At 72.9% G+C, this 25,589-nt stretch carries 24 protein-coding genes; 9 read left to right on the forward strand and 15 right to left on the reverse strand.

Annotation, left to right across the window (positions count from 1 at the left end; translation table 11 throughout):
- Window positions 1-10: 10 nt before the first annotated feature.
- Entirely contained in the window at window positions 11-391 is a 381-nt protein-coding gene (locus D0D15_RS12715; protein ID WP_094005404.1) for a hypothetical protein, read from the reverse strand.
- A gap of 22 nt (window positions 392-413) precedes the next feature.
- Window positions 414-1,547: an acyl-CoA dehydrogenase family protein gene (locus tag D0D15_RS12720; RefSeq protein ID WP_094005403.1), complete on the reverse strand. Its 1,134-nt coding sequence runs from the start codon at window positions 1,545-1,547 to the stop codon at window positions 414-416.
- Between the two features lie 134 nt (window positions 1,548-1,681).
- On the opposite strand from D0D15_RS12720, the gene D0D15_RS12725 reads away from it, so the two are divergent.
- From D0D15_RS12725 to D0D15_RS12740, 4 genes are all read left to right on the forward strand, one after another.
- Window positions 1,682-3,178 carry an ATP-binding protein gene (locus D0D15_RS12725; RefSeq protein WP_094005402.1) on the forward strand — a complete coding sequence of 499 codons (1,497 nt, stop codon included), beginning with the start codon at window positions 1,682-1,684 and terminating at the stop codon, window positions 3,176-3,178.
- Window positions 3,179-3,272: 94 nt separating this feature from the next.
- Window positions 3,273-3,779 (forward strand): flavin reductase, encoded by a 507-nt coding sequence (locus D0D15_RS12730; protein WP_094005401.1) that lies wholly within the window; start codon window positions 3,273-3,275, stop codon window positions 3,777-3,779.
- Window positions 3,780-3,789: 10 nt separating this feature from the next.
- Window positions 3,790-4,047: a hypothetical protein gene (locus tag D0D15_RS12735; protein ID WP_094005400.1), complete on the forward strand. Its 258-nt coding sequence runs from the start codon at window positions 3,790-3,792 to the stop codon at window positions 4,045-4,047.
- On the forward strand, window positions 4,044-5,267 hold the full coding sequence (locus tag D0D15_RS12740) for an amidase (protein WP_115944451.1): 1,224 nt from the start codon (window positions 4,044-4,046) through the stop codon (window positions 5,265-5,267). Before D0D15_RS12735 ends, D0D15_RS12740 begins: the two co-directional genes overlap by 4 nt.
- 68 nt (window positions 5,268-5,335) lie before the next feature.
- Here the strand turns inward: D0D15_RS12740 and D0D15_RS12745 are convergent, their stop codons facing one another.
- Window positions 5,336-5,950 (reverse strand): response regulator transcription factor, encoded by a 615-nt coding sequence (locus D0D15_RS12745; RefSeq protein WP_094005398.1) that lies wholly within the window; start codon window positions 5,948-5,950, stop codon window positions 5,336-5,338.
- Window positions 5,947-6,501: a nuclear transport factor 2 family protein gene (locus D0D15_RS12750; protein ID WP_094005397.1), complete on the reverse strand. Its 555-nt coding sequence runs from the start codon at window positions 6,499-6,501 to the stop codon at window positions 5,947-5,949. The genes D0D15_RS12745 and D0D15_RS12750 overlap by 4 nt, the downstream gene beginning before the upstream one ends.
- Before the next feature lie 175 nt (window positions 6,502-6,676).
- On the opposite strand from D0D15_RS12750, the gene D0D15_RS12755 reads away from it, so the two are divergent.
- Window positions 6,677-8,017 carry an MFS transporter gene (locus D0D15_RS12755; RefSeq protein ID WP_115944452.1) on the forward strand — a complete coding sequence of 447 codons (1,341 nt, stop codon included), beginning with the start codon at window positions 6,677-6,679 and terminating at the stop codon, window positions 8,015-8,017.
- Window positions 8,018-8,061: 44 nt separating this feature from the next.
- Here D0D15_RS12755 and D0D15_RS36565 read toward each other — a convergent pair whose 3' ends face one another.
- The 6 genes from D0D15_RS36565 to D0D15_RS12780 all read right to left on the reverse strand — a co-directional run bounded on the left by D0D15_RS36565 (window position 8,062) and on the right by D0D15_RS12780 (window position 12,907).
- The gene (locus D0D15_RS36565) at window positions 8,062-8,241 is read right to left on the reverse strand and encodes a GYD domain-containing protein (protein ID WP_198958217.1); all 180 of its coding nucleotides are present in this window, start codon (window positions 8,239-8,241) and stop codon (window positions 8,062-8,064) included.
- Complete coding sequence (locus D0D15_RS36570; RefSeq protein ID WP_198958216.1) at window positions 8,238-8,390, reverse strand: hypothetical protein; 153 nt, start codon at window positions 8,388-8,390, stop codon at window positions 8,238-8,240. The genes D0D15_RS36565 and D0D15_RS36570 overlap by 4 nt, the downstream gene beginning before the upstream one ends.
- Before the next feature lie 416 nt (window positions 8,391-8,806).
- Entirely contained in the window at window positions 8,807-9,754 is a 948-nt protein-coding gene (locus D0D15_RS12765; protein ID WP_094005395.1) for a 3-hydroxyacyl-CoA dehydrogenase NAD-binding domain-containing protein, read from the reverse strand.
- Window positions 9,751-10,839, reverse strand: coding sequence for an NAD/NADP-dependent octopine/nopaline dehydrogenase family protein (locus D0D15_RS12770; protein ID WP_094005394.1), 1,089 nt, complete (start codon window positions 10,837-10,839; stop codon window positions 9,751-9,753). The genes D0D15_RS12765 and D0D15_RS12770 overlap by 4 nt, the downstream gene beginning before the upstream one ends.
- Window positions 10,840-12,219 carry a spinster family MFS transporter gene (locus D0D15_RS12775; RefSeq protein WP_198958215.1) on the reverse strand — a complete coding sequence of 460 codons (1,380 nt, stop codon included), beginning with the start codon at window positions 12,217-12,219 and terminating at the stop codon, window positions 10,840-10,842.
- Window positions 12,220-12,319: 100 nt separating this feature from the next.
- Window positions 12,320-12,907 (reverse strand): TetR/AcrR family transcriptional regulator, encoded by a 588-nt coding sequence (locus D0D15_RS12780; protein ID WP_094005393.1) that lies wholly within the window; start codon window positions 12,905-12,907, stop codon window positions 12,320-12,322.
- Window positions 12,908-12,990: 83 nt separating this feature from the next.
- Between D0D15_RS12780 and D0D15_RS12785 the strand changes: the two genes are divergently transcribed.
- Window positions 12,991-14,868: a primary-amine oxidase gene (locus D0D15_RS12785; protein WP_115944453.1), complete on the forward strand. Its 1,878-nt coding sequence runs from the start codon at window positions 12,991-12,993 to the stop codon at window positions 14,866-14,868.
- 14 nt (window positions 14,869-14,882) lie between these two features.
- Window positions 14,883-16,475, forward strand: coding sequence for an amidohydrolase (locus D0D15_RS12790; RefSeq protein ID WP_094005391.1), 1,593 nt, complete (start codon window positions 14,883-14,885; stop codon window positions 16,473-16,475).
- 252 nt (window positions 16,476-16,727) lie between these two features.
- On the opposite strand, the gene D0D15_RS12795 is transcribed toward D0D15_RS12790, so the two are convergent.
- The 5 genes from D0D15_RS12795 to D0D15_RS12820 all read right to left on the reverse strand — a co-directional run bounded on the left by D0D15_RS12795 (window position 16,728) and on the right by D0D15_RS12820 (window position 23,094).
- Window positions 16,728-17,099 (reverse strand): hypothetical protein, encoded by a 372-nt coding sequence (locus D0D15_RS12795; protein WP_094005390.1) that lies wholly within the window; start codon window positions 17,097-17,099, stop codon window positions 16,728-16,730.
- Window positions 17,100-17,888: 789 nt separating this feature from the next.
- A complete protein-coding gene (locus D0D15_RS12805; protein ID WP_094005388.1) occupies window positions 17,889-18,365 on the reverse strand; it encodes a (2Fe-2S)-binding protein in 477 nt (158 codons plus the stop codon).
- 8 nt (window positions 18,366-18,373) lie between these two features.
- On the reverse strand, window positions 18,374-20,635 hold the full coding sequence (locus tag D0D15_RS12810; protein WP_094005387.1) for a molybdopterin cofactor-binding domain-containing protein: 2,262 nt from the start codon (window positions 20,633-20,635) through the stop codon (window positions 18,374-18,376).
- A 3-nt stretch (window positions 20,636-20,638) separates the two neighbouring features.
- The gene (locus D0D15_RS12815; RefSeq protein ID WP_094005386.1) at window positions 20,639-21,856 is read right to left on the reverse strand and encodes an oxygenase MpaB family protein; all 1,218 of its coding nucleotides are present in this window, start codon (window positions 21,854-21,856) and stop codon (window positions 20,639-20,641) included.
- A gap of 14 nt (window positions 21,857-21,870) precedes the next feature.
- Window positions 21,871-23,094 (reverse strand): oxygenase MpaB family protein, encoded by a 1,224-nt coding sequence (locus D0D15_RS12820; RefSeq protein ID WP_094005385.1) that lies wholly within the window; start codon window positions 23,092-23,094, stop codon window positions 21,871-21,873.
- Window positions 23,095-23,219: 125 nt separating this feature from the next.
- Between D0D15_RS12820 and D0D15_RS12825 the strand changes: the two genes are divergently transcribed.
- On the forward strand, window positions 23,220-23,867 hold the full coding sequence (locus D0D15_RS12825) for a TetR/AcrR family transcriptional regulator (RefSeq protein ID WP_094005384.1): 648 nt from the start codon (window positions 23,220-23,222) through the stop codon (window positions 23,865-23,867).
- A gap of 68 nt (window positions 23,868-23,935) precedes the next feature.
- A complete protein-coding gene (locus tag D0D15_RS12830) occupies window positions 23,936-25,531 on the forward strand; it encodes a non-homologous end-joining DNA ligase LigD (RefSeq protein ID WP_115944454.1) in 1,596 nt (531 codons plus the stop codon).
- Window positions 25,532-25,589: the final 58 nt, after the last annotated feature.

Genomic DNA, 25,589 nt, shown 5'->3' on the forward strand with positions numbered 1-25,589 from the left:
TGTCCTCTCCTCAGCCGGGCAGCTCGACGTCGTCGCGCACGGTGAGCGCGCGGCCGATGCGGGCTTCGACTTTGGCGAAGCGCCACAGCTTCGCGTCGCCGTCGCCCACCGGGGTGGTGCGGAACAGGTTGCAGGCGGCCTTGACGGTCTCGGCGGTGTCCACATCGGCCAGGATGTAGGCGGTCCACGGCCATCCGTCGGAGGGGCCGACCATGTGCGAGTCGTCGTCGATGTCGCCGATGAAGTCCACGCCGGGCAACGCCTTGATGCCGTCCATCATGGACACGAACGCCTGCCACACGTGGCCCGGAGTGATGCCGCCGGCAGGCAGGTCGAAGAAGTTCTGGTTGATGCCGATGCAGAACAGCACGCGCAGCGGGGGTGCGCTCATCTCGGTCCTCCTCGTCGGGGGGTCAGCGGAAACCGGGGCTGGTGGGCGCCAGTCCCATCAGGACGGCGCCGGCGGAGTCGAAGATGGCCGGGCCGAGGAAGGCGTGCTGCTTGGGCACGAGCGCGTCACCGGCCAGGTCGCGCAACGGGTGGGCGGTGTAGATCGGGGCGGTGCCGGAGATCTCCACGAGCCGGTCCACCACCTGCGAGGACACCCGCGCCAGGTGCGCCGAGGCCAGCCGCAGCCGGGCGTTGTGCTCGTCGGTGGCGGTGTCGCCGCGCAGCACGTGCTGCCACACCTGGTCGCTGAGGTCGTAGAACCAGGCGCGGGCCGAGCTCAGCTCCGCCTCGGCGCGGGCGACCTCGGTGCGGTAGTAGGCCCGGTCGGCGAGTTTCGGGGCGCCGGTGACGCCGGTGTAGCCGCCGCCGGCCTGCCGGGCGTGGTCCAGCGCCGCACGGGCCACGCCCGCGCCGACCACGGCGAGGACCTGGGAGGCGTAGGCGATCGTCGGGTAGTGGTAGAGCGGCTCGTCCACGGTCGGCGCGCCGCCGCGGATGAACGTCCATTCGCGCGGCACTTCGACCCCGCGCACGACGATGTCGAACGAGCCGGTGGCCCGCATGCCCACCACGTCCCAGTCCTGGACGATCTCGACCTGGTCCGGCCGCAGCACGGCGGTGCGGGGCTTGCCGCCGGAGTCGTCGTCACCGGGCAGGCCGACCCCGATGACGTCGGCGCCCATGCAGCCGCTGGCGAACTTCCAGTGCCCGTCGACCAGGTAGCCGCGTTCGGTGGCCGCGGCGCGCTGCATCGGGAACAACGCGCCCGCGAACGCCACGTCCGGGCCGTCGCGGTACAGCTCGGCCTGGGTTTCCAGCGGCAGCGCGGCCAGGTAGATCTGGGCGGAGCCGAAGCTGGCGACCCAGCCGGCCGAGCCGTCCACCACCGAAATCCGTTCGACGGCTTGGCAGAACTCGGCAGGCGGCAGCGGCTGCCCGCCGAACTTGCTCGGCGTCGCCGCGCGGTAGATGCCGATGCGCTTGAGCCGGTCGATGAAGTCCTTCGGCACGTAGCGCTGCTCGCGGAACTCCTGCCGCCGCCGGGCGAGCTCGGCGAGGACGTCGCCGAACCCGACGCCCTCCGGGGTGTGCACCATCGCGCCTCCTCCTCGTCGCAGGTTGCCTCCCGACGGTAGGCAGCCGGGGACACCGCGCGGAATTGGTGGTTCTGCGGCCCCGGGTAGGGGATTCCTTCAGCGCGACGCCGGCGCGCCCGGCCTACGCTGGCGGGATGCAGGTGGATCCCCGCGCGCCCGAACTGGTCACCGAGGACTTCGTGGCGATGCTCAACGCCAGCCGCATGTGCGTGCTCGTGCACGACGCCGCGACGAAGAACATCCTGTGGGCCAACCCCGCCGCGTGCGAGATGCTCGAGTGGAGCGTGGCCGAGCTGCGGCCGCTCAAGGCGCACCACATGAGCAGCACGGCCCGCCAGTACGACCGCGTGATCGGCCGGGCGTGGCTGCAGGAGGCGGTCGAGAAGGGCACCAACAGCATCGAGTGGCACTACCGGTCGCGCACCGGCCGGGTGATCCCGACCGAGGCGATCGCGATCCGCGTGGAACTCGCGCAGGGCACCGCGGTCATGGTGCAGTTCCGCGACATCGAGCGCGAGCAGGAGGTCGAGCAGGAGCTGCGGCGCACCGCGTCCTACATGGACGCGCTGGCGCACCGCACCTCGACGATCGCGCTGATGCTGGACCGCGCCGGGGTGCTCCGGTTCGCCACCGACACGGCACTGGAGGTGATCGGCGCGGACAGCGGGCAGCCGCTCGGCCCGCTGGAGCGCTACGGCACGCTGCGGCTCGCCGGGCGCCCGGTGTCCTGGCCGGAGGTCCTGGACCGGGCCGATCCGGTGACCACGGTGCAGCTCGCGGTCACCGCCGCGGAGGAGCCGGTGTGGCTGGAGGGCAGCCTGGAACGGCTCCAGGAGACCGGCGGGGACGCGTTGCTGATGATCCTGCACGACGTGTCCGGGCGCGTGCGGGCCGATCTGCGCCGGGAACGCGAGCTGCAGCAGGAGAACTACCTGGCCCGCTACCACGCGATGGGCGACATGGCGATGGCGATCGCGCACGAGCTGGGCCAGCCGCTCGCGGCGGCGGGCAACTTCCTGGGTGGCGCCGCCCGCCACGCCGCCTCGCTGGCGGCCGCCGGCGAGGCCGCGGCCAAGCACGTGACCTTCGGCATCGACAGCGCGGTCCGGCAGATCGACCGGGCGAGCGCCATCGTCGCCGCCCTGCGCGCGTTCGTCGGGCACCTGGAACACGTGCGGCAGGTGGCCGACCTCGGCGACATCGTCGCCGAGTGCCTGTACTTCGTGCGGCTGCGCGCCGACGCGGCGGGGGTCGCGGTGGTGGTGCGCGAGCACCCGGGCCCGGTGCCGGTGCGGTGCGAACGGGTGCTGACCGGGCAGGTGGTGCTCAACTTCTGCTTCAACGCCATCGACGAGGTCGCGGCCTGTGATCCGGAGCGCCGCGAGATCGTGCTGACCACGCACGCCGAGGGCGGCGAGGGCGTGCTGACGGTCGAGGACCGGGGACGTGGCCTGCCGCGCGACCCGTTCGCCGAGTCGTTCACCTCCAAGGAGCACGGCAGCGGGATCGGCCTGGCGCTGTCGCACCGGATCATCACGCGCCAGCACGGCCGCATCTGGGCCGAGCCGCGTGACGGTGGCGGGTCCCGGTTCGGGTTCGCGCTGCCCCTCGCGGAACTCCACGGTGAGTAAGGGAAACCCTTACCGGGGCGGGAAGAAGTCGCAATTTCCGCCCGCCCCGGCGCGCGCGTACGGTCGAGCTGTCCGGCGATCGTTTGGAGGAATCGTGCCCGAGCTGACCCGGCGGCAGACCGAGTTCCGCGCCGCGATGGCCACCCTCTCGGCGGCGGTCACCGTCATCACCACCGACGGCCCCCGCGGCCGCGCCGGCCTGACCGTGAGCGCGGCCTGTTCGGTGACGGACTCGCCGCCCACCGTGCTGGTCTGCGTCAACCGCACCGCCCGTTCGCACGACGTGCTGCTCGGCAACGGCCGGCTGGCGGTGAACGTGCTCGGCGCCGGCCAGGAGGACCTGGCGCTGCACTTCGCCGGCGCCACCGGGGTGCCCACCGCCGAGCGGTTCACCGACGGGCGGTGGGATCTGGACACGCACGGGGTCCCGGTGCTCGCCGGGGCGTGCGCGTCGGTGATCGGCACCATCGTGGGCGAGCAGGCGTCGGGGTCGCACTCAGTGCTGTTCGTCGAGGTCGACACCGTGCTGACCGGGGACGATCCGGCGGCGCTGGTGTACTTCCGGCGCCGGTTCCACAGCCTCGGCACCACGGCCGCCTAGGAGAGCGCGCATGGAACGGATGACGTTGACCTGCTACACCGACACGCACGGCTACGGCTGGCGGCACGTGGACCTGTTCGTCCACGACGCGCAGGGCCGCGAGCTGAGCTGGGTGCACTGGCAGGTGCCCGAGGACGGCCCGGAGGCGGCCGACGCCGTCACCGCGAAGGTCGAGCCGACGCTGCGGCGGATCTCGGAGTGGCGGCACGGGGTGAGCGAAAGCGGCATGGACTTCTGGGTCGCCGAGGCCGCCTGGGAGGACGCGTGAACCCGCTGCGCGCGCCGTGGTCGCTGCGTGAACTCGTGACCGGCCCGGTGGACGGGGCGCTGCGGCGGTCGCGGGAACGCATCGCGGAAACCGAGCCGAGGCTGCGGGCCTGGGTGGAGTTCGCGGAGGCGCCGGAGCCCGTCGTGTCCGGTCCGCTCGGCGGGGTGCCGCTCGGGGTGAAGGACATCATCGACGTCGCCGGCCTGCCCACGCGGTGCGGTTCCCCGCTGCGCGCCGGCGCCCCGCCGGCCCGGGCGGACGCGGCGATCGTCACCGCGTGGCGGCGGGCGGGGGCGGTGCCGGTCGGGAAGACCATCACCACCGAGTTCGCGTTCTTCTCCCCCGGCCCGACGGACAACCCGAGCGCGCCGGGTCACACGCCGGGCGGCTCGTCCAGCGGGTCCGCGGCCGCGGTCGCCTCGGGTCAGGTGCCACTGGCGCTGGGGTCGCAGACCGCGGGGTCGGTGATCCGGCCCGCCGCGTTCTGCGGGGTCGCGGCGCTGGTGCTCAGCCACGGCCGGTTCCCGGTCGACGGGGTGACCGGGCTGAGCCCGAGCCTGGACAGCCACGGCTTCTACACGGCCGGGGTGGGGGATCTCGCGCTGGCGTTCTCGGCCCTGACGGGCGAGCCGGACGCGGCTGCGGCGCCGCCGGTTCCGCCGCGGCTGCTGCTGTGGACCGGGACGGCCGGCCCCGCGATGCGGGAGGCGCTCACCGCCGCGCGTGATCGCCTGGTCGCGGCCGGAGCGGTGGTCGAGGCGTTCCCGGAGGAGCGGCTGATCGCGGAGGTGACGGCCGCGCACCCGGTGGTGATGGCCTACGAGGCGGCCCGGGAGCTGGTCGACGAGCTGGCGCGGGCGCCGGAGTTGAGCGCACCCCTGGCGAACCTGCTGCGGACGGGCGCCCGCACCCCGGAGGCGGAGTACCGGCGGGCGCAGGAGGTCGTGCGATCAGCCGCCGGGACGGTGGCGAAGCTGCTGAGGTCCTGCGACGCGATCCTGGGCCCCGCCGCACCGGGCCCCGCACCGGCCGGCCTGGCCGCGACGGGTGACCCGGTGCTCAGCCGCCCGTGGCAGGCACTGGGCGCCCCGCAGCTGGCGGTGCCCGGCCTGTCCACGGCGGACGGCCTGCCGCTGGGGCTGCAACTGATCGGCCGAGCACGCGAGGAAACGGCACTGCTGGCGACGGGCTGCTGGGTGGAACGCACCCTGGCGGGGTGAGGCTCACCCGGGCGACTTGCGCGGCCGACCACCCGTCGCCCGGGTGCAACGCGCCGCTCGGATGCGTTCTACACCGTCACCCGGTGCGTGAGGATGTCGTGCACCAGGGCGCCCAGGCTCTCCGCGCCGGTCTTCGCCTTGATGCGGGCCCGGTGCACGTCGATCGTCTTCACGCTCGTGCCCAGGCGGTTGGCCGCCATCTGGCTGGACACCCCTTCCACCACCAGCCGCAGGACCTCGCGTTCCCGCTGGGTCAGCTGGCTCAGGCGCTGCTGCACGGCCCGGCGCGCGGCGTCGCGGGCGAAGCGGCGGCACGCGTGCTGCTGCTGGCGCTGCACCACCTCCAGGATCCGCTGCGGTTCGTAGGGTTTCTCCAGGAAGTCCACCGCGCCGCGGGTGAGCGCGCGCACCGACATCGGGATGTCGCCGTGCGCCGAGCAGAATACGACCGGCGCCGGGTAGCCGCGCGCGGTCAGCTCCTCCTGCAGCTGGAACCCGCTCATGCCGGGCATCCGCACGTCGACGATCACCACCGCCGGCTCGTCCGGGTCGAACTCGGCCAGGAACGCCGGTGCGTCCGGGTAGGTCAGCGCCTGGATCCCCACGCTCTCCAGCAGGAACGCCAGCGACTGCCGCAGCCCCTCGTCGTCGTCGACGATGTGCACCACCGCTTCGCCCGTCATGGCTTCAGCAGCACCGACGCCGACGGGTGGTCGCTGGCGAAGCGGTCCGGCAGCGGCGCCACGAACACGTTCTCGGTGCGGGTGCGGGTGATCCGCCAGACCCCGCCGTCCCGGCGGAAGGCGTTGTTGAGCCGGCTGGACCGCAGCAGCGCCGACCCGTCGGAGAACAGCCACGGCTGCATGTGGATCCACTGCCCGTCGGCGGTGTCGCCGTGCACGTGGATCTGCTCCGACGTCAGGTAGTGCGCGTTGAGCACCAGCGCCGGGTCCCGCTTTTCGCCCCAGAACCGCGCGAAGTGCTCCCGGATGGCCTGCTTGCCCTCGGCCCGCCCGAACTGGCCGTCGTAGTACTCGCCGACGCCCTCCCACACCGCGTCCTCGGTGTAGAGCTGGAGGATCAGCTCGATGCGCTCCGCGTCGCCGGTGACCCCGTACTCGGGCAGCGGCGTGTCGCACAGGAACAGGTAACGAGCTTGTAGCCGGCGGATGTCGGCTTCGGCCTCGAGAACGTCGACCCGCCGGGCGAGTGCTTCGAGAGCGGTGTCGGTCAACGAGATTCTCCTTCTCCGAGCGGGAGGCACGATGCCGCACACCATCTGTCACCGGCGCGAACCTTGTCAAGCGTGCTACGGGTTTTCCCTACGCGGCTGCGGGATTTGCGACTGGGAGGCACGGCCGGCGTTTTCCTACCGTAGCGGGAACTCCCACGGACGATGAGGACGGTCCATGACCACACAGGATCCCGCCCGGCCCAGCCTGCCGCGCATCGGCGTGGCCGCCGCGGTCGGCACCTCGCTCGAGCTGTACGACTTCCAGATCTACGGAACCGCGGCCGCCCTGGTGTTCGGCCAGGTGTTCTTCGCGACCGGGGACGCGTGGTTCGGCACGTTCATGAGCCTGGCGACGTTCGCGATCGGCTTCGTGGCCGCCCCGCTCGGCGGCGCCGTCTTCGGCTGGCTCGGAGACCGGCGCGGCCGCAAGACGGCGTTGTTCGGCGCGTTCGTCCTGATGGGCCTGGCGACGCTGGGCATGGGGGTGCTGCCCACCTACGCGGCCGTCGGGGTCGCCGCGCCGGTCATGCTGGTGCTGCTGCGGTTGTGCCACGGCCTGGCGCGCGGCGGCGAGAACTCCAGCGCCGCGGTGCTGGCGATCGAACACGCGCCGCAGCGCCGCCGCGGCCTGTACGGGTCCTTCGTGGCAATCGGATCGCCCGTCGGCACGATCCTGGCCAACCTGGCTTTCACCCTGGTGCTGCTGGTGCCCGACGACGCGATCCTGAGCTGGGGCTGGCGGATCCCGTTCCTCGCCGGCGGCCTGGTGCTCGTGGTCGGGCTGTGGATCCGCAAGGGCGTCGCCGAGAGCCCGGTGTTCCGGCAGATGGCCGAGCAGGAGGGCGCCCGCGCGAAGGCGCCGCTGCTGGCGGTGGTCAAGTCGAACTGGCGGCGGCTCGGCCTGATCGCGGGCGTCAACATCGGGCTCACCGCCAGCACGTTCGCGCTGGCCACGTTCATGCTGTCCTACGCGACGGCGCGCGCCCCGGAGGGCCTCGGGCTGCCCCGCCAGCCGATCGTCAACGGCTCGATGATCGCCCTGGTCTGCCACGCGTTGTGCAACGTGGGCGCGGCGTGGCTGTCCGACCGGGTCGGCCGCAAGCCGGTGATGCTGGCCGGTGCCGTGCTGTCGCTGGCCTCCGCGCTGGTGATGTTCCCGCTCAGCTCGGCGGGCACGGCCGCCGCCGTCAACACCGCGGTGATCATCGGGTTCTGCGCCACCGGTGTCCTCTTCGGACCGATGTACACGTTCTTCTCCGAGCTGTTCCCGCGGGAGCAGCGCCAGTCCGGGGTGGGCGTGGGCTACCACATCGGAGCCGTGCTGGGTGGCGGCATCTCGCCGATGATCGCCAACCGGATCGTCGCCGGCACCGGGGAGGCGGTGAACGTCGGTTTCTACCTGGCCGCGCTGCTGGTGCTGTCGCTGGTGTGCCTGCTCTGCCTGCCGGAGACCGCGCCGGCCCGCGCGCTCCGGGCGAACCGCCGGGCCGCGGCGGTCCCGGAGGCGAGCCGGTGAGGATCAGCCGGCGTCCGGCCGCGGGCGGGTGAGCGGCGCCAGGGCTACGCCCCGGGAGGCCGGTATCCCACCTGGGTGGCCCGGCTCATCGCCTCCATTGTCTCGTCGACGGTCAGGAGGACCGTCGTGTCCAGCGAACTGATCGCCCCGCCGCTGCTCAGCGCCAGCGCGACCGCGGCCATGGACACGTTGTCCGGAGCCTCCCACAGGGTGAAGCCCGTCATGCGTGCCGAAGGCGTACCAGAAACCCGTGGAGCGTCCCGCCGACGGACTCGATGTAGGACCGGGTGGCCGTCCGGCGATCCTCGGGGTGGCGGACCAGCCGGGCCCACGTCTCCGGCGTGTAGCTGAACTTGGACAGGTAGAGCGGCATCGGTCGTCCCCTTTCCCACGGTGACCGAAGGGAGTCGCCAGGGGTGGCGAATCATTACGCGCCTGGCCGTCGCGGGCGCCGGACCGGTACCCGGGGTCAAGCGAGGCCGAACCGGTCGAGCTGCAGATCCACGCCGAGGTGGCGATCGGCGACTCGGTGCCCGATCGCGCCACCGCGCGAGGCGCCGTGGTGGTCACCGAGGTAGCGCCGTTCTTCGGCGGTGAGGACCCTGCGCGACCCGTGGGGCAATTTCTGGTGGCTGTACTCCCCCGCCCGGGGCGCAGAGGCAGTGCCGTCGCGGGAGGACCTCCGTGTTCGACTCCCTCGGCGCGGAGTTGCGCAACCTCGCCGGCTGATCGCGGCGCATCCCGGATCCGCAGGACGGGCCCGTCGCGCTCGCGACGAGCCCCGTCCGCTCAGTCCCGCGTCGGTACCTCGGTGCCGTGCCGCAACTCCGGCTCGCGCAGGCGGAACAGCTCGGCGAACTCCCGCATCCGCGCCGCCCGGTACTCCGCCACCCGGCCGGGGTCGAAGGCGTAGAACCCGGTCCCGTCCCGCAGGCCGCGGCGGCCGGCCGTCATGTTCTCCTCGATCACGTCCGGGTGCCGGAACCGGTCGCCGAGCCGGTCGGTCAGGTAGCGGGAGGCGTAGTAGAGGATGTCGCCGCCGCCCCAGTCGATGAACTCCAGCGGCCCCAGCACCGAGAACCGCGGGCCGAGCCCGGCCCGCACGGCCAGGTCGATGTCGGCGGGGCTCGCCACGCCCTCCTCGACCATGCGGGCCGCTTCGTTCATCACCAGCGCCTGCAGCCGCGGCACGATGTAGCCCGCCGCGGGCCCGCACACCACCGGGATCTTGCCGAGGCGCTCCAGCAGGCCGGTCAGCCGGGCGACCGCCGCCGGGTCGGTGTCGTCGCTGCGGCTGACCTCGACCAGCGGCATCACGTCGGCGGGGTTGAGCCAGTGCGCGTTGACCGCCCGCTCCGGCCGCCCGACCAGCGCGGCGATCTCGGTGACCAGGAACGTCGACGTGGTCGAGGCGATCACCGCGTCCCCCGCGACCTGCGCACAGGCCCAGGCGAGCGCGTCCCGCTTGATCTCCAGGACCTCCGGCACCGCCTCGAACACCACCGCCGCGCCGGACAGCGTCCCGGGCTCCCGCCCGCACACGGTCAACCGGGCCAGCGCGTCCTCGCCGAGCTTCCCGGCCAGGCGCGCGCGGACCCGGCCGGCGTAGGCGTTCCGTTCGTCTCCGGCGCGGTCCTTGACGTCGGCCAGCACCACGGGAAAACCGGCCGCGAGGCAGGTGAGCGCGATGCCCTCCCCCATGCGGCCGGCCCCGACCACGGCGATGTCGTCGCTCACGAGGTGAAACCCTCCCGCAGCAGGCGGGCCAGCTCCGGCCGGGACAGCCCGGCCAGCCCGAGGCTCTCCAGGGTGCGGCCCTCGGCGTAGAGGTCGCGCCCGGTGACGGCGGAGGCGAGGCTCAGCAGACCGGCCGCGACCGGCGTCGGCACCCCCGCCCAGCGGCCCACCGACACCAGCAGCGACAGGCCCAGCCGGGTGTCCTCCAGCATGTAGCGGTGGGTGAGCAGGTCGATCTTCTCCCGCCAGTCGCCGCTGTCGGTCAGCTTCTCGTGCGCGGCCCGGCCGTACATCCACTCGTCGCCGTCGGTGGCGTAGTGGTCGGCCAGCGGGAAGTGCGGCGCGCCGTAGCCCAGCGCCTCGCGCAGCGCGATCCGCTCGGCGTCCAGGGCGTCGGTGACCCGCCGGATCGCGGGCTGGGTGCCCTCGTTGTGGATGTCCCAGGCGTCGAAGTGCTCCAGCGGCCCGGCGTTCATCAGGATCAGCGGCGGGTGGATCACCGGCCCGGCGTTCATCAGGGCCCCGCTCAGCCCGTCCTCGCTCTCCTCCACGCTCGGGTAGGCCGCGCGCAGCACGTCGAACGCCTTGCCGGCCAGCCGGGCCGGGAACACGCCGGTGGGCAGCCGGGTCGCGTAGCCGCTGATCACCACCTCGGTGTCGCCGTGGCGGCGGGCCAGGTAGGGCAGCGTGCCGGTCTCGGCGAACGCGACGTCGGCGGGGTTGCCCGCGTCGGCCAGCGCCTTGCCGAACAGGACCGACCCGAGCGTGCCCGGCGGCAGGAACACCACCTGCCCGTCGGTGAGCAGCGGGGCGAGCCGGGCGGCCAGGTCGGGGTGGGTGGTCGACGGCAGCGGGACGACGATCAGCTCGGCCTCGCGCACCGCCTCGGCGAGGCCGGTGACCAGCTGACCCACCCGCACGTGCCGGGTGCCGCGGTGGTCGCGCACGGTGATCGCACCGGCGTCGCGCAGGGCCTGGTGCGCGGCGGTGTCGCGTCGCCACCACCGCACGTCGTGCCCGTGCTCGGCCAGTTCGGCCGCCGCGGCCCAGCACCCGTGGCCACCGCCCAGCACTGCGATCCTCATCTAGCTGACTCCTTCCGGTTGCGCGGCGCGTTCCCCGGTCTCCCGCTCGGCCGCGAGGCTGTGCCGGAAGTGCCGGCACCCGCGCCACAGCAGCAGCACGGTCGCCACGGAGGCGAGACCGTAGACAATGGACAGTGAGGAGCCGACCATCTTCGGGTCGCCGAAGACCCGGTCGGTGACCAGCGCGACGAGGGTGGTGCCCAGCGCGAGCGCGATCAGGTTCGAGATCAGCAGGAAGATCGCCGACACCTGGGCGCGCATCTGGTTGGGGCTGAGCACCTGCATGGCGGCGGTGGAGGCCGGCATCGGGAAGGACGCGAAGAACATCGCCACGGCCAGCAGCACCAGCGACAGCCACAGCTGCCCGGCCTGGGTGAACGCGACGACCGGGACGATCATGCCCAGCGCGCCGATCACCCCCGCCCGCATCCCGGCGTCGGTGTGGCCGCGCCGGGCGAGCCGGTCGACCAGCCAGCCGCCGAAGAGCACGCCGCTGCCGTTGGCGACCAGCACCACCACGCCGAGCAGGTAACCGGCCTGCGTGGAGGTCAGCGAAAAGGTGCGGATGTAGAACGCCGGGGTCCACGCCATCATCCCGAGCAGCACCAGCGCGTAGAGCGAGAACCCCAGGTAGTGCGCGGTGAACGTGCGGCGGTGGGCCCACAGGAACGCGAACACGTGACGCAGCGCGACCTTGCGCACGCCGCCGTCGGCGTCGCGCTGCAGCCCGCGGCGCCGCGGGTCGCGCACCGTGAGGAACACCAGCAGCGCCAGGACGACCCCGGGCAGCCCGACGATCAGGAACGTCAGCTGCCACGCCCGCACCTCGCCGATCAGCGGCAGCGCGACGGTGTCGACCGACTTGAGCAGGTTGATGACGTAACCGCCGATGATGAACGCGGCGGCGCCGCCGATGAACGAGCCCAGCGAATAGATCCCGTACGCGCGCCCGAGTTTGCTCTTCGGGAACATGTCGCTGAACATGGAATACGCGGCGGGCGACAGCGCGGCCTCGCCCACGCCGACGCCGATCCGGGCGAGGAACAGGTGCACGAATCCCTTCGCCAGCCCGGAGGCGGCGGTGGCCAGGCTCCAGAACGCGACCCCGATCGAGATGATCAGCGGGCGGGAGCGCTTGTCGGCGAGAATCGCGATGGGCAGGCCCATCACCGAGTACAGCAGGGAGAACGCCAGCCCGTTGAGCAGGCTGAACTGGGTGTCGGACAGGTGCAGATCGCGCTTGATCGGCTCGATCATCAGCGACAGGATCTGCCGGTCGACGAACGAGAACACGTAGGCGACCATGCACACCGCCACCACGTACCACTGGTAACGATACGATTTCCGCGCTTCGGGCAACAGGTCTTCGTCCAACGGCACGAACGCCTCCCGTGATTTTCGCCAGCGTTGCTGAAAAACGCTAATCACGGGCGGTTCCGGGCGACATTGGGTGTTTCCCTTCGCCCGCTGAAGGATTCCCCTACGCCAGCCCGTCCAGGAACGCGTCGATCATCCGCCGTTGCAGCTCCGGCGTGGTCGTGCCCGGGCTGAGCAGCGCCAGGGCCTGCACCCCGTTGAGCATGGCGAGCAGCTGCTCGACGATCACCTCGTCCGGGACGGCGGTGCGGACCTCGCCCGCGGCGCGGGCGTCGCGGAGGAACCCGCCGATCCGCGCCCGCCACGCGGTCATCGCCGCGTCGTAGACCGCCTCCAGCTCGGCGTCGGCGAGGGCGCGCTGCCAGAACGGCAGGACGACCCGGGCCTCCAGCCGCGTGACGTCCTCGACCGGCATGACCTCGTGGCAGAACACGCGCAGGGCCGCCAGTCCCGTCGCCTCGCCGAGGCGGTCCCGCACGCGGGCGTCGGTGTTGTCGACCACGCGGGTGAACGCGGTGCGGATGAGCGCGTTCTTGCCCGGGAAGTAGTGCTTCAGCGCGCCGTTGGCCATGCCCATCTCCCCGGCGATGGCCCGCATGGTGGCCGCGTCGATGCCCCGTTCGGCGATCACGCGCCACGCGGCGCCGGCGATCTCCGCGCGCCGCCGGTCGTGGTCCACCTGCTTCGGCATGCCTTCACGGTAACGGCCCCTTGCGCTCGCGGCGACGATGCCTCACCCTTTCGTCTACACGTGGAGAAAAAAGGAGTCCGACGATGCCTCCGGCCCACCCGCTCGCGCCGCTGACCGCCGACGAGATCACCACCGCCCGCCGAATCCTCACCAGCGCCGGCCTCTTCCCCGGCACCGCCCGGGTCGCCTACCTGGGGCTCGAAGAGCCCGCCAAGGACGCGGTCCGCCCCGATCGCGTGGTGCGCGTCCTGCTGCACGACGTCACCGGTGGCCGGGACGTGCTGGTGTCGCTCACCGCGGAGTCCGTGCTCACGCAGCGCACGCTCGACCCCGCCGTGGACGGGCAGCTGCCCGTGCTGGACGAGGAGTTCGCCCTGGTCGAGGAGGTGCTCGCCAGGGACGAGCGGTGGCTGGCCGCGCTGGCCGCCCGCGACCTGGACGTGGCGAAGGTGCGCGTGGCGCCGCTGTCGGCCGGGGTGTTCGGCTACCCGGAGGAGACCGGGCGGCGCATCCTGCGCGGCCTGGCCTTCGTCCAGGAGCACCCGCGGGACCACGCGTGGGCCCACCCCGTCGACGGGCTCGTCGGCTACGTGGACGTCACGGCCCGGGAGGTCACCCGGGTGATCGACCTGGGGCCGGTCCCGGTTCCCGCCGAGCCGGGCAACTTCGACGACCCCGCGGTCACCGGTCCGCTCCGCACCTCGCAGAAACCGCTGGAGATCACCCAGCCCGAGGGCCCCAGCTTCACCCTCGACGGGAACCTGCTGAGGTGGGAGAACTGGTCGCTGCGCATCGGCTTCGACGCGCGTGAGGGGCTGGTCCTGCACGGGATCGCCTTCCGCGACGGCGGCCGCGACCGGCCGATCGTGCACCGGGCCTCGATCTCGGAGATGGTCGTGCCCTACGCCGACCCCTCCCCCATCCGCTCGTGGCAGAACTACTTCGACACCGGTGAATACCTCGTCGGCCGCTACGCCAACGCGCTCGAGCTCGGCTGCGACTGCCTGGGCGAGATCACCTACCTGGACGCGGTGATCGCCGACGAGTTCGGCCACCCCCGCGTGCTGCCGAACGCGATCTGCCTGCACGAGGAGGACTACGGGATCCTCTGGAAGCACACCGACCTGTGGGCCGGCTCGTCGGAGACCCGCCGCCAGCGCCGCATGGTGATCTCCTTCTTCACCACCATCGGCAACTACGACTACGGCTTCTACTGGTACCTCTACCTCGACGGCACCATCGAGTGCGAGGTCAAGGCCACCGGCGTGGTGTTCACCTCGGCCTACCCCGGCAAGGGCTACCCCTACGCCGCCGAACTCGCCCCCGGCCTGGGCGCCCCCTACCACCAGCACCTGTTCAGCGCGCGCCTGGACATGGCCGTGGACGGGCCGGCGAACCTGGTCGAAGAGGTCGAGGTCGAGCGGGTGCCGATCGGGCCGGACAACCCGCGCGGCAACGCCTTCACCCACCGGCGGACCCCGCTGCGGCGCGAGTCCGAGGCGCAGCGGCTCGCCGGCCCCCGCCGCGGCCGCGTCTGGCACATCACCAACCCCGGCTCCCGCAACCGGCTCGGCGATCCGGTCGCCTACGCGCTGATCCCCGAGGGCAATCCCGAGCTGCTCGCCGACGAGGAGTCCTCGATCCACCGCCGCGCCACCTTCGCCACCAAGCACCTGTGGGTCACCCGCTACGACCCCGCGCAGCGCTACGCCGCCGGTGATTTCGTCAACCAGCACCCCGGCGGCGCCGGGCTGCCCGCCTACGTGGCGGACGACCGGGACATCGACGGGCAGGACCTCGTCGTGTGGCACACCTTCGGGCTCACCCACTTCCCGCGCCCGGAGGACTGGCCGATCATGCCGGTCGACTACACCGGGTTCAAGCTCAGGCCGGTCGGGTTCTTCGACCGCAACCCCGCCCTCGACGTGCCGCGGGCCGCCGGATCACACTGCTGCGACTGAGTGGAGAAACCCCGATGTCCGTTCAGATCCACCGCAACGCCCGGATCCGCACGCTCGACCCGGCGCGGCCGCGAGCCGCGGTCCTCGTCGTCACCGACGGGGTGATCACCGCCGTCGGCGGCGAGGAGCTGCTGTCGTCGTACGACGGCGAGGTCGTCGACCACGGCGGCGCGTTCCTGATGCCCGCGCTCGCCGACGTCCACAACCACCACCTGACCGCCGGGCGGGCCGACCTGTTCGAGCTGAAGTTCGACGGCACCGAGGACCTGCCCGGGCTACTGGCCGCCATCCGGGCCTGGTCGGCGGACCTGCCGCCGGACGGCTGGGTGGTCGGCGGCGGGTGGGGCAGCACGTTGATCCCGGAGCTGTCCACGCCGGAAGCGCTGGCCGCGCTCGACGACGCGGCCGGCGGGCGGCCGGTGCTGCTGCGCGACGACAGCTGCCACAACCGCTGGGTGTCCTCGGCCGCGCTGGCGCTCGCCGGGATCTCCCCCGGCTCCGGGCTGCTCATCGAGTCCGCGCTGATCCCGGTCGAGCGGGCATATGCGGCCTCGGCGCCGTCCACTGTGGAACAGGATGCCCAGGCGTGCCTGCGGGGGATCGAGATCCTGCACTCGTTCGGCGTCACCGCCTTCCAGGACGCCGCCGCGTCGCTGCCGATGCTGCGGGCGCTCAAGCACCTGGACGACACCGGGCGGCTGGACGCGTGGGTGGTGACGTCGCTGCAGGTCAACGACAAGATCTTCGGCACGCACCCGCTCGGGCAGGACCTCATCGACGTGCGGGAGGACTACCGCGGGCGCCACCACCGCCCGGACTTCGTCAAGATCTTCCTGGACGGGGTGCCGACGTCGAAGACCGCCGCGTTCCTGCGGCCGTACCTGCCCGACGACGTGCACGGCCCGTCCTGGCGCGGCGAGACCACAATGACCGCGGAGGAACTGACCGGCTGGCTGCTGCGCGTGGCCGGGCAGGGCCTGTCGGCGAAGATCCACTGCACCGGGGACGCCTCGGTGCGGATGACGCTGGACGCGGTGGCCGCGGTGCGGGCCGAAGGGTTCGGCGCGGCGAAGTTCCACATCGCGCACGGCCAGTACGTCGCCGAGGAGGACGTGCCGCGGATGGCCGGACTCGGGGTGATCGCGGACCTGTCGCCCGCGCTGTGGTTCCCGGGGGTCATCTTCGAGGCGATCTGCGCGTGCGTGCCGCAGGAGCGGGCGGAGCGGCTGCACCCGAACCGCGACCTGGTCGACGCGGGCGTGCTGGTGGCCGGGGGTTCGGACTGGCCGGTGGTGCCCTCGCCGGACCCGTGGCCGGGGATCCAGGGGCTGGTGACGCGGGCCGATCCCACGGGCGCCCACCCCGGCCGGTTGTGGCCGGAGCAGGCCCTGACCCTCGAGGAGGCCCTGCAGGCCTACACGCTGGGCGCGGCCCGCGCGATGGGCGTGGACGACGTGACCGGTTCGCTGGAGCCGGGCAAGTCCGCCGACTTCGTGGTGCTCGACCGCGACCCGTTCGCCGTCCCGGCGGACCGGCTGGCGGGCACACGGGCGGAGCAGACGTGGTTCGCCGGCCGGAAGGTGTACGAGCGCGCGGCCGGCGGGTAGCGGGGCGCCGGCGGGTCCCGCCGGTTCGCCGTGGCCGCCGGGCGGGTTCCGCGGCCAGACGATCCCCCCGCAAGCCCCTCGCGGCGCCGCCCGGCCCGCATCACGGGCACCCGCCCGCTTCGCCGCCAACGCCCGGCCCCGGTAGCCGCGCGCCGGCAGGCGAGCCGTCCGCCAGGCCCGCGTCCAGACACCCGGGACCCGGCCGGGCAAGCCGTTGTCGAGCCTCCCTCCGCTCAGGCTGGCGGCACGGGCCTATCGCGGCGTCTCCTGGCGTGGGAGCCGCACCTGCGGCGCCCGGCGCTCGAACCCGGCCACCGCCCTGGCGGCGCTCTCCGCCGCGGCGCGCAGGTCGTCCGCGGCCGCCGCGGCCTGGTCCAGCTCCACGCACACCGGGGTCTGCCGGATGGCCGGCTCGCGCGTCTGCTCCCGGCGCAGGCCGTCGAGCAGCGCCGTCAGCTCGGCCGCGGTCTCGGCGACCGTGGCGAGGGTCGCGCGCAGCGACTCCGGGTCCCGGGCGGCACCTGGCGGCCCGCCGTCCCCGTAGACCGGGAACCACGGCTCACGCTCGGCGGGTGGCCGGCTCCCGGCGGTGTCCCTGGCTGGCTCGTGGGAAACGGTGGTCAACGTCGTGCGCCTCCTCCGGTAACGCCCGCAACCGGACCCGGACCGTGCGCTCCACAGTGGACAGCGAACGCGAATTCCTTTCGGGACAGTCCGGGTGGCACCGCCGAGGTCCGGAGCGGTGGCCCGCGCCGCGATCGGGAAAAGCCGTCTGCCCATCGGACTTCTCCCGCGGCTGAGGCCGACACTATGTCGTCGTCTCGGAAGAGTCCAGTCCCGATGGCACGAGGCTCGCGACCGGGATGGCGATCGCGGCACGTCCGGCGTGGCCGTCGGGCACCCGCCGCACCAGGAGGAGCTGGCCTCCCCGGCCGCTGACGCCGCTCATCGGACGGGACGGCGTCGTCGGCACGGTGGCCGAACTGCTCGGCGCGGGCGAGACCCGGCTGCGCACGCTGACCGGACCGGGCGGCGTGGGCAAGACGCGAGTGGCGCTCGCGGTGCTGGAGCGGGCCGCGGCCGCCTTCCCCATCACCCGCGGGGTCGGGCTGGGCGAAACGCGCGGCTGCCCCGCTGGCCCAGCGACTGTCCGGCAAGCGGATGCCGCTGGTGGCCGGCAACGTGGAGCACCTGGTCGCGGCCCGCGGCGACCTGCGCGAGCTGCTCGAACGCCCGGGAGTTGTTCGAGCGGATCCGCAACCCGATGCCTGGCGACGCTGGCGCGCACGGACGGCCGGCGAGACGAGGCGGCCCGGCTGTGCGCCCGCCACGACGCGATGCTGACCGGCCGTGACGCGCCTGCGCCGAGGAACCCGCCCGGGTACGTGCTGGACGCGGCACGCGCCGGGCAGGTCACATCTTCGCCGCCGCCGACCTGATCGCCGCGCGGATGCGGGGGTAGGTGCCGCAGCGGCAGATGTTGCGCAGCGCGTCCAGGTCGGCGTCGCTGATCGTGCGGCCCTCCGCGGCGACCCGCTGGACCAGGGCGACCGCCGCCATGATCTGGCCCGGCTGGCAGTAGCCGCATTGCGCGACGTCGTGGTCCAGCCAGGCCTGCTGCATCGGGTGCAGCTCCTGGCCGGCCGTGGCCGCCAGGCCTTCGATGGTGGTGACCTCGTCCGCCGGCCCGAGGTCGCCGACCGGGATGGCGCACGGGTTGACGGCTTTCCCGTTGAGGTGGCTGGTGCACGCCTTGCAGACGTTGATGCCGCAGCCGTACTTGGGCCCGGTGATGCCGAGGATGTCGCGCAGCACCCACAGGAGCCGGACGTCACTGTCGACGTCGACGGTGACCTGGGCGCCGTTGACGCGGAAGGTGTGTTCGGGCACGGAACTCCTCACCTCAGGCCGTCGGCAGGCGACGGCGGGACCGGCGGCACGGTCGGTTTCGGTTCGAACGACAACACGCCGTGGTTGATCGGGAAGCTGCGGGGCGTGGCGCCGGTCGCGCGGCCGTAGGCGCACGCCACGGCGGCGAACGAGGCCGCGACGCCGAGCTCGCCGGCACCGCCGGGCCGGTCGCCGGTGTCCGGCAGCACGACGACCCGGACCTCCGGTGGCGTGTTCCACTGCCGGGTGTAGAAGTAGTTGTCCCAGCTGGCTTCCAGGAAGTAGCCGTCGCGCAGGTGCAGGCTGGAGGTCAGGGCCAGCGCGATGCCGTCCATGACGCAGCCCGTCATCTGCGCCTCCAGCCCGCGCGGGTTCACCGCCAGGCCCACGTCCACGGCCATCACCGCCCTGGTCACCCGTGGCCCGGTCACCGCGTCGCGGACGACGCGGTTCACCGTCTCCGGCCGGCAGTCCAGCTCGACCAGGCACGCGCTGACCGACTTGTACTCGGCGTGGAAGGCGATCCCCTGCGCCACCCCGGCCGGCAGCGCGCGGCCCCACTCACCGGCTTCGGCGGCCGCGTCGAGCACGGCCCGGGACCGGTCGTCGCGGAGGAACTCGCGCCGGAACCGGTAGGCGTCCTTGCCCATGCGGGCGGCGAGCCGGTCGACGACGAGTTCCCGGGCGCAGGTGACGTCCGGCGAGTAGACGTTGCGCATGCTGCCGGTGTGGAAGCCGCGATCCGTTTCGGACAGCAGCCGCGTGCTGATCCCGAAGTCGTAGGACATCTCCTGGGAGAGCTGGAAGAACACCTGGGCGAACCCGCGGTCGGCGACCGGCAGCCGGGCGGCGAACGCGGTGACGATCTCGCCGAACCCGTGCCCCAGGTCGGTCGCGACGCTGGTGTGCCGCTGGTCGTAGCCCACGACGGTGCTCCCGGTGAAGGCGGCCCGCACACGTGAGGTCGCCATCGGGTGGGCGCGGCCGTGGCGGGAGTCGTCGGCGCGGTGCCACATGAGCTTGACCGGTTTGCCGAACGCCTTCGACGCCTCGGCGGCTTCCGCGGCGGCGTCGAAGAACAGCTTGCGCCCGAACGAGCCGCCGCTTTCGGTGACGTGCACGGTGACCGCGCCCGGGGGCAGCCCGAGCCGAGCCGCGATGGCCTGCTTCGCCACGATCGGCGCCTTGAGGCCCGCCCAGATCTCGGCCCGGCCCGGGCGCACGTCGGCGATCGCGCAGTTGGTTTCCAGCGCGCTGGTGCTGCGGAAGAAGAACGTGAACGTCTCGTCCACGGTCTGCGTGAACGGGGGCCGCGGCCCGATCGGCAGCTCGGCGGCACGCAGCTCGGCGAGCACGGTGTCGTCGGACTTCCCCGCCGCGGTGCCGTCACGCCAGGACACCCGCAGCGCGCGCACCGCGTCGATGCACTGCCCGAAGGTCCGCGCCCGCACGGCGACCCCGGTGGAGATCACGGCGACGTCGGTGACGCCCGGCAGGGCCCGGACCTCGGCGAGGTTGTGCACCGCGCCGGGCTGGCCGCCCAGCGTAGGCGCGCGGCACACCATGGTCGGCAGCGCGTCCGGCACGTCGAGGTCCATCGCGAACTTCTTGCGGCCGGTGACCGCCGCGAGCGCGTCGATGCGGTTGTGCGGCTTGCCGATGACGGTGAACGATTCGCGGGATCGCAGCCCGACCCGCACCGGCTCGGTGCGCGCGCTCGCCGCCCGCGCCGCGAACGCCCCGATGCCGGTGCCGCCGCGCCCCGGCGCGGAGATGACGCCGTTCTCCAGGGTCAGCTCGCCGGCCGGGACACCGAGTTCGCGGGAAGCCGCGGTGAGCAGCCGCTGCCGGGCGATCGCCGCGGCCACCCGGACCGGGGTGTAGGTGGCGACCGTGGTGTTGGAGCCGCCGGTGAGCTGGTTGAACACCAGTTCCGGGCGGGCGTCGGCGAGCGTGACCCGCACCCGGTCCACGCCGGTGCCCAGTTCCTCGGCGATCAGCATGGCCGTCGAGGTCGTGATCCCCTGCCCCACCTCGGCTCGCGGGAGCGCGAAGGACACCGTGCCGTCGGGGCCGACCTCGACGGTGATCAGGCCCGCCGTGGGCAGGGTCGCCAGGGTCATCAGGTCGGTGAGGTCGGCGATCCCGGTGATCTCCGGCGACGGCAGCGGGGCCGCCGCCGGGGACCGGCCGAGCCCGGCGGCGGTCACCAGGGTCGGCGCGGCCAGCACGTATCCCAGGAACCGCCGCCTGCCCAGTGGTCCGGCCACGCCCTACTCCGGCCGGTTGCGAGTCGGGATCTCGATCTTCGTCTCCTGCCCCTTGGTGAGGTAGAACAGGATGTACCGGCGCAGGGCCTCGTCGATGGTCCAGGCGACCTCCGGCACCAGCGGCAGCGGCACCAGGCCCTCGCGGAACTTCACCAGCAGCGGCCACATCTGCGGGAGCAGCCGGTCCCACACCGGTTCGCGCGGGATGCCGTCCCAGTCGGCCACCCGGTCACCCACCAGGTAGCGGGCGAGCGCGTTGCACAGCGGGCGGCTGATGCTGCCCGGGCTGGTCTGCTCGGCGAGCTGGCCCAGCAGGATGTCGGTGAGCTCGACGCCCTCGGGGGTGGGTCCCATGTTGCGCGGCAGGACCTGGTCGGACTGCGCGTAGGCGGCGTCCCAGGTGGCCGGGATGTACTCGTCGGCGATGCCGAGCAGGTGGGCGGTCACCTGCCACACGTGCAGGTAGGCCTCGGCGTCGGCGTCGCCGATCGGCACCTCCCACTCCCGCATCTTGCGCATCGCGAAGGTCGGCAGGGTGTGCCAGGTGACGAGCATGTCCTCCTGGCTGATCGGGATCCCGTCCCGCCAGTGCGGAGACTGCTGGAGCAGGGTGCGCACCGCCGCGTGCACCAGCCGCGTCTTCACGCACTCGACCACGCACTTGCCGTCCGGGCGGTAGGCGTTCAGCGAGCCCACGGCGAAGCCGAACAGGCTCGTCTTCGCGACCCGGTCCTCCATGTCCGCGCCGCCCGCCGAGTAGTAGACGGCGCGGGCCTCGTGCGGGATCGCGGTCGCCAGGATCCCGCCGCCCGGGCCGTTGCACAGGTTCAGGTAGATCCCGCGGCTCTTGTTGAACTCGGCCGCGCGTTCGAGCTTGCCGCGGTCGGCCCAGTCCGGCAGCCGCCGGGCCCGTTCCATGAAGTCGCGCAGGTCCGCGGGCAGCCCGGCGGGCAGTGGCTGGTCGTTGCGCTCCCAGTTCCACAGCAGCTCGTTGACCTGGGGAATGACCCCGCGCTGCATCAGTGACGCCAGCAGCGCGTCGGCTTCGGTGTCCCGCACCCAGCGCGGGTCGGCACCGGCGCCCGTGCCCGCGACCGAACCGCTGGGCGCCCACGTCCACACCAGGTCGCGTGCCTGCGCCGGCGCGGCGATGCTCAGCGCGCCGAGCGCGCCCAGCGCCCCGCCGGAGAGCAACGCCTTGCGCCTGCTGATGTCCGTCATGTCCGGCAGTCCTTTCAGGAGGGACGGTTGACCACGGGGATCTCGATGCTGATCGGTCGCGCCTCGGACAGGTAGACGAGCACGACCTTGCGGATGAACTCCTCGAAGAGCCAGTAGGTCTCCTTCGCGCCGGGGAAGTGCAGGCCGAACTCCCGCGCGGCGATGAACGGCCGCCACAGCGTCCGGATCAGCGGGTCGAACACCGGTTCCCGGGGGATCTCCAGCCAGCCGGCGATCTCGTCGCCGAGGGTGTAGCGCGTGAACGAGCCGAGCAGCGGCCGGGTGAGGATGGTGCCGTCGAGTTCGGCGCCGAGACCGAGCAGGATGTGCGCGAGGTTCTTGCCCTCGGGGGTCGGCGCGAGGATCGGGGTCAGCACCTGCTCGGCCTGCGAGTCGGCCTCGCGCCAGGACGCGGGGATGTACTCGTGGCGGACGCCGAGCATGTGCGCGGTCACCTGCCACGAGTGCAGGTAGGCCACGGAGTCCTGCTCCGCGATCGGCACCTGCCACTCGAGCAGCTTCTGCATGACCGTGGTGGCGAGGCTGTGCCAGGTGACCATGATGTCGGCCTGGCTGATCGGGATGTCCTCGGGCGCGGCGTCGGTCCAGTGCGGCGACTGCGGCAGCAGGTGCCGCACCGCCGCGTGCACCAGGCGGGTCTTGACGCAGGTGACGATCATCTCGCCGCCCGGGTCGTAGGCGTCGCGGGTGCCGATGTCGTAGCCGAGCTTGGCGGTCTTGGAGATGCGGTCCTTCATATTGGCGCCGCCGTAGGAGTAGTAGACCGCCCGAGCCTCCTTGGGGATGACCGTGCTCATCATGCCGCTGGCCATCGCGTACAGCACGCCGAGGTAGAGCCCGCGCCGCTCGGTGAAGGAGAACGCCTGGTCCAGCTTGGCGTGATCGGTCCACGCGGGCAGCCGCCGGGCTTCTTCGACGAAGTCGCGCAGGTCCGCGGGCAGGCCGGCCGGCAGCGGCTGGCCGTTCTTCGTCCACGTCCGCAGCAGTGCGTTCACCCTGGGCACGTCACCGGAGTCCAGCAGCGCGGCGACCACGGGGTCGGCCTCCGGGTCCCACACCCCGCGCGGATCGGCGCCCGCTCCGGCGCCGGCGACCGAGCCCTGCGGGGACCACGTCCACGCGGCGCGGGCCTGGGCCGGGGACACCACGCCGAGCGCCCCCAGCGCGCCCAGTGCTCCGCCGACCATCAACGCGTTGCGCCTGTTGAGCTGCTCCATGCCCGGACTCCTCCTCGAGTCGGCTGACATCGACTGATACTGTGATACAGCACTTGGTTCCTTGTATCAAGGGGGCCGTTTTCGAACCGGGAAGGGCCCGCGTGGAACCTGTACGATCCGCCCTCATGACCTCTCCGGGCTCGGAATCGCTGCTGGAGCGCGCCTTCGTGGACGCCATGGCCGGCGCCGGGGACACCGACGAAACCACCGAGCGCGTGCTCGAGGCCGCCTACGAGCAGTTCCGCCGCGTGGGCATCCGGCGGTCCACAATGGAGGATGTCGCGAAGCGGGCCGGGGTTTCGCGGATCACCGTCTACCGCCGCTTCGCCACCAAGGACGCGCTCGTCGAGCAGGTCGTGCAGCGCGAGTTCCGCCGCTACTTCGACCAGTTCCTGCTGGACATCCGGCGCGCGGAGAGCGTGGCCGACCGGGTGGTCCTCGGTTTCGCGAGCGCGTTGCGGGCGATCCGGCACAACCCGCTGATCGGCGGGCTGATGGACGTGGAGCCGGAGGTGGTCGTCCCGTCCCTGATCGGCGACGGCGGCCGGACGATGGCGACGGTGCGGGGTTTCGTGGCGGGCCAGCTGCGCCGCGAACAGGCCGCGGGGCACGTCTCCGCCGGGGTGGACGTGGACCTGGTCGCGGAGCTGATGGTGCGGATCTCCACGTCGTTCCTGGTCACCCCGAGCCGTCTGATCGACCTCGACGACGAGGAGCAGCTGAAGGACGTCGCGCGCCGCTTCCTCGTGCCGATGCTGGACCCGCCGCGCTGAGCCGCCGGCCACGGCGGGCGCCCCGCGCGGCAGGGATCATCCTGCCTCGCGCTGGGTACCCGGATGGGGTGAGCCCACCACGGCGGACGACGGACCGGCTCGCGCCCTACCGGGCCAAGCGGGACTTTTCGGTGACCGCGGAGCCGAGCGGCGGCGCGGCCGGTGAGCCGGGCCGCCGCTTCGTCGTGCAGCGTCACCGCGCCCGGCGGCTGCACTACGACTTCCGGCTGGAGGTCGACGGCGTGCTGGCCAGCTGGGCGGTGCCCAAGGGCCCGACGCTGGACCCGGGGGTGCGGCAGCTCGCGGTGCACGTCGAGGACCACCCGCTGGAGTACGCGGGCTTCGAGGGCGTCATCCCGAAGGGCCAGTACGGCGGCGGGGACGTGATCGTGTGGGACCGGGGCACCTGGCAGCCGGCCGAGGGCACCGATCCGGCGCGGGCGATCGAGGACGGCGAGCTGCACTTCGACCTGCGTGGCGAGAAGCTGGCCGGGCGGTTCGCGCTCGTCCGCACCGCGCGGCGGGGCAAGGAGCAGTGGCTGCTGATCCACAAGCACGACGAGCACGCCCGGCCCGGCTGGGACCCGGAGGAGCTGCCCCGGTCGGTCAAATCGGGCCGCACGAACGACGAGGTCGCCGCCGCGCCCGAAGCGATGTGGCGCAGCGACGTTCCGGCCGCCGAAGCCGAGGTGCCCCTGGCCCCGCGCTGGGACCCGCCGACGGCCGGCGAGCTGGCCGCGCTCGACGGGATCGGCAAGTCCGGCACCTGGAGCATCGCCGGACGGCGGCTCAAGCTCACCAACCTGGACAAGGTGCTGTTCCCGGGCACCGAAGCCGAACCGCCGGTGACGAAACGGGACCTCATCCGCTACTACGCGCGGATCGCCCCGGTCATGCTGCCCTACCTCGCCGGGCGCCCGGTGAACGCGCACCGCTACCCCGACGGCGTCGACCGGCCCGGGTTCTGGCACAAGGAGGTGCCCGGCCACGCCCCGGACTGGCTCACCCGCTGGCACAACACCGAAGCCGATCCCGGCGAGACCCAGTGCTACGCGGTGCTCGACAGCGTGCCGGCGCTGGTGTGGATGGCGAACTTCGGCGGCGTCGAGCTGCACCCGTGGACCTCGCGGCTGCCCGACGTGCACCAGCCCAGCTGGGCGCTGATCGACATCGACCCGGGCACCACCACCGGCTTCGACGACATCGTCGAACTCGCCCGGCTGTACCGCACCGCGCTGGAGCACCTGGACCTGCGGGGCACGCCCAAGGTCACCGGGCGGCGCGGCATCCAGATCTGGGTGCCCGTGGCGCCCGGCTACACCTTCGCCGGCACCCGCGCCTGGGTCGAGGCCCTGTCCCGGGTCGTCGGACGCGTCCTGCCGGACCTGGTGAGCTGGCGGTGGTACAAGAACGAGCGCGGCGGGCTGGCGCGCCTGGACTACACGCAGAACGCGATCAACAAGACCCTGGTCGCCCCGTTCAGCCCGCGCCCGGCGCCGGGAGCGCCGGTGTCGGTCCCCATCACGTGGGACGAACTCGACGATCCTGCTCTGCGCCCGGACCGCTGGACGGTCCGCACGGTGCTGGACCGCGTCGCCGAGGTCGGCGACCCGCTCGCCCCGCTCATCGGCCTGCCGCAGCACCTCCCGGCGCTCGACAGCTGACCGCCCGACCGGCGGCCCACTCGCCCTGCGGCACTGCGGGGCGCCACCCGCACCACGG

It is taken from the genome of Amycolatopsis thermalba, from assembly GCF_003385215.1.
GTDB classification, from domain to species: domain Bacteria; phylum Actinomycetota; class Actinomycetes; order Mycobacteriales; family Pseudonocardiaceae; genus Amycolatopsis_E; species Amycolatopsis_E thermalba.

Excerpts from the sequence above, each read along its gene's own strand:
- D0D15_RS12715 (WP_094005404.1), bottom strand. The coding sequence starts at position 391 with ATGAGCGCACCCCCGCTGCGCGTGCTGTTCTGCATCGGCATCAACCAG.
- D0D15_RS12720 (WP_094005403.1), bottom strand. The coding sequence starts at position 1,547 with ATGGTGCACACCCCGGAGGGCGTCGGGTTCGGCGACGTCCTCGCCGAG.
- D0D15_RS12725 (WP_094005402.1), top strand. The coding sequence starts at position 1,682 with ATGCAGGTGGATCCCCGCGCGCCCGAACTGGTCACCGAGGACTTCGTG.
- D0D15_RS12735 (WP_094005400.1), top strand. The coding sequence starts at position 3,790 with ATGGAACGGATGACGTTGACCTGCTACACCGACACGCACGGCTACGGC.
- D0D15_RS12745 (WP_094005398.1), bottom strand. The coding sequence starts at position 5,950 with ATGACGGGCGAAGCGGTGGTGCACATCGTCGACGACGACGAGGGGCTG.
- D0D15_RS12755 (WP_115944452.1), top strand. The coding sequence starts at position 6,677 with ATGACCACACAGGATCCCGCCCGGCCCAGCCTGCCGCGCATCGGCGTG.
- D0D15_RS36565 (WP_198958217.1), bottom strand. The coding sequence starts at position 8,241 with ATGACGGGCTTCACCCTGTGGGAGGCTCCGGACAACGTGTCCATGGCC.
- D0D15_RS36570 (WP_198958216.1), bottom strand. The coding sequence starts at position 8,390 with ATGCCGCTCTACCTGTCCAAGTTCAGCTACACGCCGGAGACGTGGGCC.
- D0D15_RS12770 (WP_094005394.1), bottom strand. The coding sequence starts at position 10,839 with ATGAGGATCGCAGTGCTGGGCGGTGGCCACGGGTGCTGGGCCGCGGCG.
- D0D15_RS12780 (WP_094005393.1), bottom strand. The coding sequence starts at position 12,907 with ATGCCGAAGCAGGTGGACCACGACCGGCGGCGCGCGGAGATCGCCGGC.
- D0D15_RS12785 (WP_115944453.1), top strand. The coding sequence starts at position 12,991 with ATGCCTCCGGCCCACCCGCTCGCGCCGCTGACCGCCGACGAGATCACC.
- D0D15_RS12790 (WP_094005391.1), top strand. The coding sequence starts at position 14,883 with ATGTCCGTTCAGATCCACCGCAACGCCCGGATCCGCACGCTCGACCCG.
- D0D15_RS12815 (WP_094005386.1), bottom strand. The coding sequence starts at position 21,856 with ATGACGGACATCAGCAGGCGCAAGGCGTTGCTCTCCGGCGGGGCGCTG.
- D0D15_RS12820 (WP_094005385.1), bottom strand. The coding sequence starts at position 23,094 with ATGGAGCAGCTCAACAGGCGCAACGCGTTGATGGTCGGCGGAGCACTG.
- D0D15_RS12825 (WP_094005384.1), top strand. The coding sequence starts at position 23,220 with ATGACCTCTCCGGGCTCGGAATCGCTGCTGGAGCGCGCCTTCGTGGAC.